Source organism: Bacillus sp. AR4-2 (assembly GCF_008274865.1).
In the GTDB taxonomy this organism is placed as follows: domain Bacteria; phylum Bacillota; class Bacilli; order Bacillales; family Bacillaceae_G; genus Bacillus_A; species Bacillus_A cereus.
This window is the reverse complement of record NZ_CP031062.1, coordinates 3897122-3910715: the sequence shown is the minus strand read 5'-3', so window position 1 is coordinate 3910715 and position 13594 is coordinate 3897122. Positions and strand designations below refer to the sequence as shown.

Sequence of the window (13594 nt, the reverse complement as noted above, 5' to 3'; positions counted from 1 at the left end):
TTGGTGAAAGCTTGGCATATGTTGTAATAACTTATATTTTGGAGGAATTTACAATGCGCCGAGCTTTAAAATTAACTTTTGATGGAATAAAAGTATTTTTATTATTTACAAGTTGTACGATTTTGTTTTATTTCGCTATACTATGGATAAATGAAGAATATGAAAGCTATCATCGTTATGAAAAACCTAAAGAAGAGACTGTAGAAAAAGTATCAGGGAATGAAGAACCGGCAAAGGATGCTTTCGTAAATAGAATGATGTTTTTCTATGAAAATGGGGAGTAGTGTAGAGTGGAAGATCAATTAAAAGATTTTATTCATTATATGGTTGTCGAAAAAGGATTAGCAAAGAATACAGTAGTATCGTATGAACGGGATTTAAAAAGCTACGTAAAGTATTTGCAAAATGTGGAACAGACGAAAACTTTTCATGAAGTGACCCGTTTACACATTGTTAACTTTTTGCAGTATTTAAAAGAGAACGGAAAATCTTCGAAAACATTGGCGCGTCATATCGCATCAATTCGTTCGTTCCATCAATTTTTACTTCGTGAACGAGCGGTAGAACACGACCCATCCGTACATATTGAAACGCCACAAGGGGAACGGAAATTACCAAAAGTATTATCAGTTGATGAAGTAGAGGCGTTACTTCAAACACCAAAAATGACAAGTGCTTTTGGTATTCGTGATAAGGCGATGCTAGAGTTACTGTATGCGACAGGACTTCGTGTTTCAGAATTGATTGCACTCAATTTAGAAGATGTACATTTAACGATGGGATTTGTTCGTTGCATAGGGAAAGGGAATAAAGAAAGAATTATTCCACTAGGAAGTTTAGCAACGGAAGCGATTCAAAAGTATATTGAAAAAGGAAGAAGAGAATTAATGGGGAAAAAAGTAGTAGATGCACTCTTTTTAAACCATCATGGTAATCGATTATCAAGACAAGGATTTTGGAAAATATTAAAACGATTAGCGAAAGAAGCAAACATTGAAAAAGAGCTTACACCTCATACGTTGCGTCATTCGTTTGCTACGCACTTATTAGAAAATGGAGCAGATTTACGTGCTGTACAAGAAATGCTTGGACATGCAGATATTTCAACGACGCAAATCTATACGCACGTTTCAAAAACTAGATTAAAAGATGTATATAAACAGTTTCATCCGAGAGCATAGTTACTATGCTCTTTTTTTCATAGATTAAGAGGGGAAGACCGTTTCACAGAAACTTCACAAACATTTCGTATATTGTTTTCAGCAGAAGACTGGAATATTACAATGTATTTCCTCTATACTAAATAAAGTATAAAGGAGGAAATGATGATGAAAAAACTGATTATAACTTTATTTATCGCGATGCTAGCGTTGGCTGGCTGTAATACAAACAAAGAAGAACCGAAAAAAGAACAGAAACTTGAAGCTGTAAAAGTAGCAGTCCAAACAAATCCGAAAGAAATTAAACCAGGTGAAAAAACAGAAGTACAAGCACTTGTTACACAAGGGAAAGAAAAAGTAACGGATGCCGATGATGTAAAGTTTGAAATTTGGAAAGATGGCGACGAAAAGCACGAGATGTTAGATGGTAAGCATAAAGGAAAAGGTGTTTATGCAGTAGAGAAAACATTCGAAACGGATGGAGTATACCATATTATCGCTCACACAAATGCACGTGAAATGCACGTTATGCCAGAAGTGAAAGTTGCTGTAGGAAATGCGAAAGTAGAAGATGCGAAAAAAGAAAATAGTGATCACAGTGCAGGACATGGAGATCATAAAAGTGACACAATGATCCATCTTATGGCTGGAGACATAAAGGCAAATGCTGAATCTACAATGAAAGTTCATTTAAAACAAAAAGAAGAAGCCCTAACTGGTGCTGAAGTACAACTAGAGATTTGGAAAGATGGTGTTGAAAAACACGAATTTATTCCAGCGAAAGAAGGGAATAAAGGAGAGTATGAAACGAAACATACTTTCAAAGAGAACGGTGCTTACAAAGTGAAAGTACATGTAAGAAAAGGCGAATTGCATGAACATAAAGAGGAAACAATAGAAGTAAAATAAAAAGTAGCTCTTTAGAGCTACTTTTTATTTTTTATGAAGAAATAAATCATAAAAAAATTAGCACTTCGTTGCAGAATGGATTACAATAGAAGTGTGAAGAAAATGAGAAATTCTACGAAAATGTATTAAAAAGAAAGCGTAAACATGTTATGATATCAGTATCAGATGTCTGACATCTGACTTAGAAAAAACTAGAAATGTTTTTGAATCGTTTCAAGTAAACGAAATAGGTTAGAAAATGATTTAAAGAAGTACTGTTTGACAATGAGAATTCTTTTGGATAACAGTTTCACTTTATAGCGTTTTGAACATACTACAAGAAGTAGAACTGAACTTATAGGAGGTCGCAGTTATGAATAAATATAAACGTATATTCCTAGTCGTAATGGACTCTGTGGGAATCGGTGAAGCACCAGATGCTGAGCAATTTGGTGATTTAGGATCTGACACAATTGGTCACATTGCTGAACATATGAATGGGTTACAAATGCCTAACATGGTGAAATTAGGTCTTGGTAACATTCGAGAAATGAAAGGTATCTCTAAAGTAGAGAAACCACTTGGATATTACACAAAAATGCAAGAGAAATCTACTGGTAAAGATACAATGACAGGTCACTGGGAAATCATGGGCCTTTACATTGATACACCATTCCAAGTGTTCCCGGAAGGATTCCCGAAAGAATTACTTGATGAATTAGAAGAAAAAACAGGCCGTAAAATTATCGGTAATAAGCCAGCTTCTGGAACTGAGATTCTTGATGAACTTGGTCAAGAGCAAATGGAAACAGGTTCTTTAATCGTTTATACTTCTGCTGATAGCGTATTGCAAATTGCAGCACACGAAGAAGTAGTGCCACTTGATGAGTTATATAAAATCTGTAAAATTGCACGTGAATTAACATTAGATGAGAAATACATGGTAGGTCGTGTTATTGCTCGTCCATTCGTTGGTGAACCTGGAAACTTTACACGTACACCAAATCGTCATGACTATGCATTAAAACCATTCGGCCGTACAGTAATGAACGAATTAAAAGATAGTGACTACGATGTAATTGCTATCGGTAAAATCTCTGATATTTATGATGGCGAAGGGGTAACGGAATCACTTCGTACGAAGTCTAACATGGATGGAATGGATAAGCTTGTAGATACATTAAATATGGACTTTACAGGTCTTAGCTTCTTAAACTTAGTTGACTTTGATGCATTATTCGGCCACCGCCGTGATCCACAAGGATACGGAGAAGCTCTGCAAGAATATGATGCACGTCTTCCAGAAGTATTCGCAAAACTAAAAGAAGATGATCTATTATTAATTACAGCAGACCACGGTAATGATCCAATTCACCCTGGTACTGACCATACACGTGAATATGTACCATTATTAGCATATAGCCCAAGCATGAAAGAAGGCGGACAAGAGTTACCACTTCGTCAAACATTTGCTGATATTGGTGCAACAGTAGCAGAAAACTTCGGTGTGAAAATGCCAGAATACGGAACAAGCTTCTTAAATGAGCTAAAGAAATAGGGGGATAAACAAATGAATCGTGAACTTATTACAAAATCAGCTTCATACTTAAAAGAGAAATTTCAAGAGACACCACAAGTAGGACTAATCCTTGGATCAGGACTAGGTGTATTAGCAGACGAAATTGAGAACGCAGTAACAGTACCGTACAGTGAAATCCCTGAATTCCCAGTATCAACTGTAGAAGGCCATGCAGGTCAACTAGTATTTGGTACACTTCAAGGTGTAACAGTAGTAGCAATGCAAGGACGTTTCCACTTCTATGAAGGATACGACATGCAAAAAGTAACATTCCCAGTTCGTGTTATGAAAGAACTAGGTGTAGAAACAGTAGTTGTAACAAACGCAGCTGGTGGTGTAAATACATCATTTGAGCCAGGCGATCTTATGTTAATTTCAGACCACATTAACTTCATGGGTACGAATCCATTAATCGGACCGAATGATTCTGAAATGGGCGTACGTTTCCCTGATATGTCTACATCATATACAGTAGAACTTCGCGAAATGGCGAAACAAGTTGCAGCAGACTTAAATATTAAAGTACAAGAAGGTGTATACGTGGGAATGACAGGTCCTGTATATGAAACACCTGCTGAAATTCGTATGCTTCGTACACTTGGCGGAGATGCAGTTGGTATGTCAACAGTACCTGAAGTAATTGTAGCGCGTCATGCTGGTATGAAAGTATTAGGTATTTCTTGTATTTCAAATATGGCAGCTGGTATTTTAGATCAACCACTTCATCACGATGAAGTAATTGAAACGACAGAACGTGTTAAAGCTAACTTCTTAGCATTAGTAAAAGCAATCGTAAAACAAATGAAGGGGTGACTTCACAATGAGAATGGTGGACCTAATTGCAAAAAAACGTGACGGACATGCATTAACGACAGAAGAAATTAACTTTATTGTTGAAGGATATACGAATGGTGATATTCCTGATTATCAAGTAAGTTCACTTGCAATGGCAATTTTCTTCCAAGATATGAACGATCAAGAGCGTGCTGATTTAACGATGGCAATGGTAAATAGCGGTGATACAATCGACTTATCGGCTATTGAAGGTGTAAAAGTAGATAAGCATTCAACAGGTGGTGTTGGTGATACAACGACACTTGTATTAGGTCCATTAGTAGCTGCTTTAGATGTACCAGTAGCGAAAATGTCTGGACGCGGTTTAGGACATACTGGTGGTACAATTGATAAATTAGAAGCAGTTCCAGGATTCCATGTGGAAATTGAAAACGATGAATTCATGCGTCTTGTAAATGAAAACAAAATCGCTGTTATCGGCCAAAGTGGTAACTTAACACCTGCTGATAAAAAGCTATATGCACTTCGTGATGTAACAGCAACAGTAAACTCAATTCCGCTTATTGCAAGTTCGATTATGAGTAAAAAAATTGCTGCTGGTGCAGATGCAATTGTTCTTGATGTAAAAACTGGAGCAGGTGCATTTATGAAAACGGATGAAGATGCAAAACGTTTAGCAGAAGCAATGGTACGTATCGGTAATAACGTTGGTCGTAATACGATGGCAGTTATTTCTGATATGAGTCAACCACTCGGTGAAGCTATCGGTAACGCATTAGAAGTTCAAGAAGCAATTGATACATTACAAGGTAAAGGGCCGAAAGATTTAGAAGAGCTATGTTTAACACTTGGAAGTCAAATGGTGTACCTTGCTGGACAAGCTTCATCTTTAGAAGATGCACGTGAAAAGCTAATTGAAGTAATGAACAACGGAAAAGCGCTAGAATCATTTAAAACGTTCTTATCAGCGCAAGGCGGTGACGCATCTGTTGTTGATGACCCTTCTAAATTGCCACAAGCACAATTTAAAATTGAAGTGGAAGCGAAAGAAGACGGATATGTATCAGAAATCGTTGCAGACGAAATCGGAACAGCAGCAATGCTTTTAGGAGCAGGACGTGCAACGAAAGAGTCTGAAATTGATTTAGCAGTTGGTCTAATGCTGCGCAAAAAAGTAGGCGATAGCGTGAAGCAAGGTGAATCTCTCGTTACAATTTACGCAAACCGCGAAAATGTTGAAGATGTAAAAGCGAAAATTTATGAGAACATGAAGATCTCTAAAGAACACGTAGATGCACCAACTTTAGTACACGGTATCGTAACGAAGTAATAAAAAAAGCTGAGGAGGTTTCTCCTTGGCTTTTTTTACTATTTTTTGTTTATAATAATAATGGGTGAAATTATGATTAGAATTTGTGCAGTAACAAAAACAGATGAAGTATTATATGATGTTTCTCTAGAAGAAACAAAGAAAGACCATATTGTATGGTATTGGCTAGATTTATATAAGCCAACGAAAGAAGAGTATACATATATTCTGCAGGACCATTTTAAGTTCCATCCCCTTGCAATTGAAGACTGTATAGAATACGTACAGAGGCCAAAAGTTGATTTTTATGATGGATATAACTTTTTAGTTCTTCATGCATTTGGGGAAGATGGACTAGAACCGCACGAAATCGATTTATTTATTAGTGATCGTTATATTGTTTCTTTCCACTTTTCTCATAACAATGCAATCGAAAGAGTATGGAAAACACTTGGAGAAAAGAAGCGTATTAAAAATAGTCCTTTACACGTAGCTCATACAATTATTGACCAAATTGTAGATGACTATTTTGCGCCTGTATATTACATTGAGGATCATTTAAATGCAATTGATGATAATTTAACCGGGGAGACAGCAGGAAGCGTATTAGAAGAGGTATTTGATATACGTGCAGATTTATCAAAGCTAAGGCGTACAATCATTCCAATGCGTGATTTATTATATCGTATTTTAAATTCGACTCGTTTTTATGGTATAAGCGATCATGAAATTTACTTTAAAGATATACATGATCATTTGCTTAAACTAACAGAAATGATTGAGGCAAGTCGAGAGTTAACAGCAGATATTCGGGATAGTTATTTTTCATTAAACTCACATCATATGAATAACATTATGAAAACATTAACTGTATTCTCGACTATTTTCATGCCATTAACATTTATTGCGGGAGTATATGGAATGAACTTTACGCATATGCCAGAGCTTGGTGGACAATATAGTTATTTTATTTGTCTACTTATCATGGCACTAATTGGCGGCGGAATGATGGCCTGGTTTTATAAAAAAGGATGGTTTAAGTAAAAAAACACCGAGGATTTCCTCGGTGTTTTTTTAACCAATAGCATGTAATACAAACATAGCTAAGAATAAGCATGTAATGATATACATAGATGGTGCGACTTCTTTACGCTTTCCAAGAGCAACTTTTAAGATAGGGTAAGCAATAAATCCGAACGCAATGCCATCAGCGATACTATATGTGAGCGGGATCATAACGATAATTAAGAATGCTGGAAATCCTTCTGAAAAGTCATTCAGAGGAATTTGTTGGATGCTTGTAATCATCAGCCCGCCAATAATAATTAAGATTGGTGCAATGGCACTATCAGGAATTAATTTGACAAATGGAAGAGCAAACAGTGATGCAAAGAATAGCAACCCAGTAACGATAGACGTCAGACCTGTCTTACCACCTGCAGTAATACCTGCGGCACTTTCTACTGTTGAAACGGTAGGACTTGTGCCAAATAGACCACATGTCATTGCTGAAATTGCATTGGCTTGGTAAGCACGTGGGAATTTACGATCATCTTCTAATAAACCGTGCAGAAGTCCCATGTTCTCAAAGATAAGCACCATGCTTAAAGAGAATGTTGCAATCCAAAATGGTAAGGAAGAAAGTTTCCCAAATGACATAGCTCCAAACACATCACCGTAATTAGCGAATGAGAATGAACTATTTCCCACTTGACTCGTATCCACAAGACCAAATAACCATGCGATACCAGTTCCTATTGCAATCGTCCATAGAAAGTTTCCACGTACGTTACGAATAAATAATACAAGTGCAATGATAAGAGTAAGTAATGTCGCAAGAACGACAGGATTACTTAATTTCCCCATTGCCACAGCAGTATTTGGGTTCGAAACGACTAAACCACCTTTTTGCAATCCGATAAACGCTAAAAATAATCCGATGCCGACAGTAATCGCTTCCTTTAATGACTTTGGAATTGATACTGATAGCACGCGAGCGATTGGTGTAAAAGCGGCAATTGCAAAAATAATACCAGAGATAAAGACAGCAGCCAATGCTTCTTGCCAAGTTAGTCCAAGCGTATGCACAGCTGTGTACGTGAAGAATGCATTTACACCCATACCCGGGACAAGAATAGCAGGTGCATTTGCCCAAAATGCCATGAGTAGACATCCGACAAATGAACTAAAAACAGTTGCTAAAATTCCAGCTTCAAGAGGAATGCCAGCATCTGATAAGATTGACGCATTTACAATCATAATATATACGATTGTGAAAAATGACGTAACTCCAGCTAAAACTTCTTGTTTTGGTGATGTTTCGTGTAAACCTAATTTAAATGTTCTTTCAAGTATTCCTTTCATGTTAAACCTTCTTTTTCATATCCCTCTCCCACCCGTGATATCTCTTTTGTAAGAGCTCACCGTTCTTTATTATATCAGAACATCATGTTTTTACAACAAGTAAAATGATAACGTTTACTTGTAAAGAGAATTCGTTATAAATACGTAAAAATAGCCCGTATGGATGAAATGATTTCTAATTCACCCGATTGAATAGGCGGGGCTGCTTGTGCATGTAAAGTAGCATAAGACGTAACCTCCCTTGGTAATTGGGCAGATTCTTCAACGAATGAGAGGGGAACAGGATTAATATTTAAATTATATGTACTCGCAATAGCACGAGCTTTTTCTACTGCTTGGTGCAGAGCTTGAATGAGAGCTTGCTCATAATATTTATTTGGATGAGATACTCGGAAACGTAAACCTTTTGCTACATTTGCACCATTTGAAACGGCTATATCATATACTTCCCCAGCTTTTTGTACATTTAAAACGGTAATTTCATACAAATGCTCCACGCGGTATCCTTGTAGCAATGCTTTATCATTTACATATTCGTATTGAGGAGTGATCGTATAAGAAATCGTTTCTATATCTTTATCGGCAATACCAAGCTGTTTAAGTGCATCCAGCAATTGTTTGGATTGCACTGCATTTTCTTCTTGAGCCTGTTTTACATTTTTATCATCTGTTCGAATGCCAAGCGTTAATATAACAACATTCGGTTTTGCTTTAACGACGCCTTCCCCTTGTACAGTAATAGTAGCTTCTTTACCAGTATTAGCTGTGCGTACGTTGTGTAAATAAGGATTCATTCCACCCTGCATTTTCCATCACCATCCTTTTTATATGTATATGTGTGAACAAAAAAGAAATTTATATGAAAAAAGTTACATAAATGAGAATGTTGAGGAAAGAAAGCATATACAACATAGGTATTTATAGATTATAATATGTGTAAATATGATAAAAAAGGGACGAGGCTATTGAACGAAAAAAGAGAAACACTGATTTTAGATTTATCTGCATCATTTCGAAAAATGATACGTTTATTACAAAATGATATTAATACACGTTTTGCAGAACATATGCCATATAATGAATTTTCTGTATTACGTGCGTTATTTTTAAAGAGTCCACAGATGGCTTCGCAAATTGCGAGTGAAGTAAACGTAACCTCCAGTCATATTACAGCTGTTACAGATCGTCTCGTACGAAAAGGATTAGTAGAAAGAAAACGTTCTAATTCAGATCGTCGAATCGTGTACTTAGAAATTACAGAGCACGGAAGAGAAGTAACTGAAAAACTTGAAGCTGTGCGTAAAGAATATTATAAAGAGAGATTTAAAGGTTGGAGCGACCAAGAAATAGAAATGGTCTTAGAACTATTTGGCCGCGTATTATAATAAATGAGGATAGGAAGCGAAAGCATTCCTATCCTTTTTCTTTTGAATAAAAATATTTTGAAACTCCGATACTTTAATTAAAAGATCGGAGGAAAGATTATGAAATATATTGCTGCACTTACCATTTTATTTGGTAGTTTTTTCTGTTTTCAAACATTCACGTACGCAGATACGCCTATCCAAGTGGTGCGAAAAGAAGTGAAGTACATCGAAAACGATAATACAGTCTTATATTCAAAATTATGGGTTCGTTCTATGCAAAACGCAGTATTATTCCACCATAGCGATAATATTCGTAATCGGGACACATTACGTAATGTAACAAGTTCATCGCTTGTTAAAGCGAAGCAACTATCTTTTCAGAAAGCAGCACTTTATATACCGAGACTATCGCAATACGTATCAAAAATAGGGAAAGAAAACATTCAAGTGTACTACATTGCGATTCACTATAATGTGAAAAAAGAAAATGCATATCAATTAGATGGCATGAACTATTTTCTACAAGTATTCGTAAAAGAGCGTGGGGAATGGAAAATTGCCGAAAGTGTAGTTGCACCGACAGAGCAAATTGTGCAAAATGGTGATGGATTTGGGATGAAAGAAGAGATGGTGTATGGGGATAGGAGAGAGAATGTGAAATAACCTCCTCAATAAGAGGAGGTTATTTTATTTAAAATTCCAAGAGACTTTCCATTTTAATATTTTTGGTAGGAAGAAATACATAATGAAACTAGTCACTAAAAATCCGATGTAAAAGCTGGACAATGAGTGCGCTCGACTTAGTATTAAACCTCCAACGATCCCACCAAAGAAAATCGCACAAGCTAAAACTACTTTTTGTAGTTTTGGATATAATAAGTAGTTACCATTTCGCTCATTGACTGAACGGGCATATAAATATATACCGAGTGGTAATAAAATAATGATATGTGCAATAGGTGCAATCAATGTTTTTGCCGGGGGAATCTTTGTAAAGTTTGGTTCGTTATGACGTACTCCATTTTGATCGGTATAAGCGCTTTGTGGATCATAATTAAAGTTAATAGTAAAATCTTCTGCTGGACTAGAAATACCTATGTTCTCCATAATATCATGTATAATGTCATTGTTCTCATGAAAGTCGGCATTCGAGTGAACAGCAATGACTCCTGAAATAAGTACTGGAAGTAACAGTGGGAACATGAATAGAGCGGCAGTGAGAACTCCTTGCGATATAACATTCCCAGCGATTGTTCCTATACATAAGGCAAGTGTATAAATAGCAATTAGTACAATTAACATGTATATAAAATAACTATGAAAGGGGGAGAATACTTGATATTTATTATGAAAAGTTAACTTTTTCATAATAGCAAATAGCCCCCAGTTTAAAACGACAACAGCGGTGATATTACAGATTCCAAACAACCACTTTGTTATATAGAGGTGCGAACGTTTAAAGGGCATAGACCATAACAAGTCGCTAGCGTTATTTTGTCTTTCCCATCCAATTAACGTACAAGCTAGAACGATTAGCAAACTACCTAACAGCATGATAGAATCTAGAAGTGTTAAATCAAAACTGTAATGATATATAGCTTTCCATTTTTTGTTCATATTTAGAAAATATTGCTGTTGAATAGAAGTCATATAGTATTTATATGACAAAGTATAGAAGCTGACGAGCCAAAATAACCATACAACATATTTACTTTGTTGATATGTTCTTAGCCATAGTGCTTTTTGAAACATAGGATCTCTCCTTTAAAAAACTTTATAATTTGTTAGGCGTGATAATACAACATAAGTAATAATTCCAGCGAAAAACAAACAAATATAGTAGTTAAGTAAGAAATGAAATTGATTGATTTTATAGCCACCTAGTAATGCAAAGTAAATGGTTGTCCCCCATATACATATTCGTAAATGCTTTTGGAAAATAAATATCTTTTGACTGTTTTCATTTGGCGATCGTGTATATAAATATGTTCCAAGTAGTAAGTAAACTATTGTATAAAAAATAGGGACTAACATCGATTTAGCTGAATAATAGTGATAAGATGCTGGATCTCTTAAAGTAGTTGAGTCCTTTTCTTTTTTACGTGATTCAGGATCATAATGGTAATAAATCGTGAAATTATATATTGGTGCAACTATATTTGTTTTTTGAGTAATTTCGTAAAGTTGTTCATATAACTTATAATTTTTAGTATCGGTAGCTTCTAAGTGATTTATCGTAAAAGTGTACACTAGTGGAATAAATGTAAGCCCCATTAGTAACCAAGGAATACAAAAAACAACCTGCGAAACAACGCTTCCAGTAAAAGTACCGATGCATAGTGCAGCTGTATAGACTGCAACATAAGAAACAATCGCATAAAGAAAGTATCGATGAAATGGACTAAATGATTGATAATCAAAATGAATAGTTGTTCTATAAATCACATACATAAGAATCCAATTTATAAGTAATGAGCTCACAATAAAAAATGAACCAAAAGCCCATTTAGATAAGAAGACATCTTTTCTTTTAAAAGGCATCGTCATAAGTAGTGTATTCGATTGGTTGCTACGTTCCCATCCTATCAATAAGCAGGCTAAAGCAATGATAAGAACAGTTAACCAAAAACTATTACCTTCCCCTTGCGAAAGGGTATAAAAATAATAATACTGTTTCCCTTTTTCTTGTAATTCGTAATACGCATCAAGTTGTCTCTGCGCACTTCTATAGTATCCAAAAGATAACAAGTAAAGCGAGCTAAAGAAGAATAGCAACACAGCATATTTCCCACGCTTCCAATTCCACATCCACAACGCCTTATGAAACATACCCATCCTCCTCCAGTGTCGTAACGAAGACATCTTCAAGTGACATTGTTAATTCTTCAATGAGTATAGGTTGTTCTTTATAAAACTTCTCTAGTGTTGTAGCCACATTTCCCTCAATTAAGATGGTATATACTTTTCCTGTTTGATTTAATATTTTAATATTGCTTAAGTTTTCTAGTTTTTGAGGTAATGAACGTTCGTAAGCAACTTGGATTTTAGCAAATCGTGATTTTGCATCGTCTAGTGATGTAATAGAAGATATAGTATGTCCTTTTAATATAATGATTGTATCTGCAATTTGTTCCACTTCATCTAAATGGTGAGTTGAGATGAAAATGGTAATTTCTTTTTCTGCAACTTCTCCAACGAGAAACTGTAAAATCTGTCTTTTAACGATAGGATCAAGTCCGTTTGTTGGTTCATCTAAAATAATATATTCTGCCTGTGCAGCAACAGCTAAAATGATAGCAAGCAGTGCCTTCATTCCTTTTGAATAACTACGAATTCGTTTGTTTGGTAAGTTGAAACGTTCTAGTAGTTCGTAGAAATATGGTTCATCAAATGCGGTATAAACTGCTTTATAAAACTTCACGATTTCTTTTACTGTATAACCGTTCAGTATGTTAGTAGAATCCGGGACATATACGATTTTTTGTTTCGTTTCAGGATTCTTATGAATGTCGATATCCTCATATGTAACAGTTCCCTCATCTGGGTCTAAAATGCCGACTATCGTTCGTAATAAAGTTGTTTTCCCCGCACCATTTCTTCCAAGTAATCCGACGATACTACCTTTTTGTAATGTGAAAGAAACATCGTCTAAAACTGTTTGATTATCAATTGTTTTCTTCAAGCTTGTCACTTTCAACATCCGTATTCCCTCCAATCTCTTTATAGTATGAATCTATCCAATCATGAATTTTATCTTTCGTAATACCAAGATAAGAGGCTTCTAATAGTAATTGATGAAATTGCTTTTCAACCATAGCGATTTTCCTTTCGTCTAATGTTGGGGTAATCGATTGGGATACAAATGTTCCTTTTCCTCGTAACGTTTCAATAATTCCTTGTCGCTCTAACTCTTGATACGCTTTACTCACTGTATTTGGATTTATAACGAGTAAAGAAGCGAGTTCGCGTACAGAAGGAAGTTTATCACTTGGAGCCAACATGCTTTTCAATACGAGTTCTTTTATATTTTGAACAATTTGTTCCCATATCGGAGTGTTGCTTCTTGGGTCAAGTTGAATATGCAAGAGCAATGTCTCCTTCCTCATATGTATTAAGTGTACTACTGTGTGTA

General features: G+C 35.6%; 15 protein-coding genes. 9 read left to right on the top strand and 6 right to left on the bottom strand.

Going from position 1 to position 13594, the window contains the following annotated elements:
- The first annotated feature begins 53 nt into the window (after positions 1 to 53).
- The 7 genes from DN399_RS20095 to corA all read left to right on the top strand — a co-directional run bounded on the left by DN399_RS20095 (position 54) and on the right by corA (position 6775).
- Positions 54 to 284: a YqzK family protein gene (locus DN399_RS20095; RefSeq protein WP_001250432.1), complete on the top strand. Its 231-nt coding sequence runs from the start codon at positions 54 to 56 to the stop codon at positions 282 to 284.
- Positions 285 to 290: 6 nt separating this feature from the next.
- A complete protein-coding gene (gene xerD / locus DN399_RS20090) occupies positions 291 to 1181 on the top strand; it encodes a site-specific tyrosine recombinase XerD (protein WP_000390088.1) in 891 nt (296 codons plus the stop codon).
- A gap of 147 nt (positions 1182 to 1328) precedes the next feature.
- Positions 1329 to 2069 carry a FixH family protein gene (locus tag DN399_RS20085; protein ID WP_000733456.1) on the top strand — a complete coding sequence of 247 codons (741 nt, stop codon included), beginning with the start codon at positions 1329 to 1331 and terminating at the stop codon, positions 2067 to 2069.
- Positions 2070 to 2421: 352 nt separating this feature from the next.
- Positions 2422 to 3606 carry a phosphopentomutase gene (gene deoB / locus DN399_RS20080; RefSeq protein ID WP_001046079.1) on the top strand — a complete coding sequence of 395 codons (1185 nt, stop codon included), beginning with the start codon at positions 2422 to 2424 and terminating at the stop codon, positions 3604 to 3606.
- 12 nt (positions 3607 to 3618) lie between these two features.
- Positions 3619 to 4440 carry a purine-nucleoside phosphorylase gene (locus DN399_RS20075; RefSeq protein WP_001078446.1) on the top strand — a complete coding sequence of 274 codons (822 nt, stop codon included), beginning with the start codon at positions 3619 to 3621 and terminating at the stop codon, positions 4438 to 4440.
- Positions 4441 to 4447: 7 nt separating this feature from the next.
- Complete coding sequence (locus DN399_RS20070; RefSeq protein ID WP_001243069.1) at positions 4448 to 5752, top strand: pyrimidine-nucleoside phosphorylase; 1305 nt, start codon at positions 4448 to 4450, stop codon at positions 5750 to 5752.
- Between the two features lie 60 nt (positions 5753 to 5812).
- Positions 5813 to 6775 (top strand): magnesium/cobalt transporter CorA, encoded by a 963-nt coding sequence (corA, locus tag DN399_RS20065; RefSeq protein ID WP_002000765.1) that lies wholly within the window; start codon positions 5813 to 5815, stop codon positions 6773 to 6775.
- A 30-nt stretch (positions 6776 to 6805) separates the two neighbouring features.
- On the opposite strand, the gene DN399_RS20060 is transcribed toward corA, so the two are convergent.
- Positions 6806 to 8095: an NCS2 family permease gene (locus DN399_RS20060; RefSeq protein WP_000676240.1), complete on the bottom strand. Its 1290-nt coding sequence runs from the start codon at positions 8093 to 8095 to the stop codon at positions 6806 to 6808.
- A gap of 134 nt (positions 8096 to 8229) precedes the next feature.
- The gene (locus tag DN399_RS20055) at positions 8230 to 8901 is read right to left on the bottom strand and encodes an SIMPL domain-containing protein (RefSeq protein ID WP_001161448.1); all 672 of its coding nucleotides are present in this window, start codon (positions 8899 to 8901) and stop codon (positions 8230 to 8232) included.
- Positions 8902 to 9060: 159 nt separating this feature from the next.
- Here DN399_RS20055 and DN399_RS20050 point away from each other — a divergent pair, with 159 nt between their 5' ends.
- Entirely contained in the window at positions 9061 to 9480 is a 420-nt protein-coding gene (locus DN399_RS20050; RefSeq protein WP_001003305.1) for a MarR family winged helix-turn-helix transcriptional regulator, read from the top strand.
- A gap of 99 nt (positions 9481 to 9579) precedes the next feature.
- The gene (locus DN399_RS20045; RefSeq protein WP_000873787.1) at positions 9580 to 10125 is read left to right on the top strand and encodes a hypothetical protein; all 546 of its coding nucleotides are present in this window, start codon (positions 9580 to 9582) and stop codon (positions 10123 to 10125) included.
- Positions 10126 to 10149: 24 nt separating this feature from the next.
- Here DN399_RS20045 and DN399_RS20040 read toward each other — a convergent pair whose 3' ends face one another.
- From DN399_RS20040 to DN399_RS20025, 4 genes are read right to left on the bottom strand one after another with little or no spacing between them, the layout of a single operon-like run.
- Positions 10150 to 11214 (bottom strand): ABC transporter permease subunit, encoded by a 1065-nt coding sequence (locus tag DN399_RS20040; RefSeq protein ID WP_049106608.1) that lies wholly within the window; start codon positions 11212 to 11214, stop codon positions 10150 to 10152.
- A 12-nt stretch (positions 11215 to 11226) separates the two neighbouring features.
- Positions 11227 to 12291, bottom strand: a complete 1065-nt coding sequence (locus DN399_RS20035; protein ID WP_049106607.1) for an ABC transporter permease — start codon at positions 12289 to 12291, stop codon at positions 11227 to 11229.
- The gene (locus DN399_RS20030) at positions 12281 to 13162 is read right to left on the bottom strand and encodes an ABC transporter ATP-binding protein (protein ID WP_049106606.1); all 882 of its coding nucleotides are present in this window, start codon (positions 13160 to 13162) and stop codon (positions 12281 to 12283) included. The genes DN399_RS20035 and DN399_RS20030 overlap by 11 nt, the downstream gene beginning before the upstream one ends.
- A complete protein-coding gene (locus DN399_RS20025) occupies positions 13128 to 13547 on the bottom strand; it encodes a GntR family transcriptional regulator (protein ID WP_000548044.1) in 420 nt (139 codons plus the stop codon). Before DN399_RS20025 ends, DN399_RS20030 begins: the two co-directional genes overlap by 35 nt.
- Between the last annotated feature and the right edge of the window lie 47 nt (positions 13548 to 13594).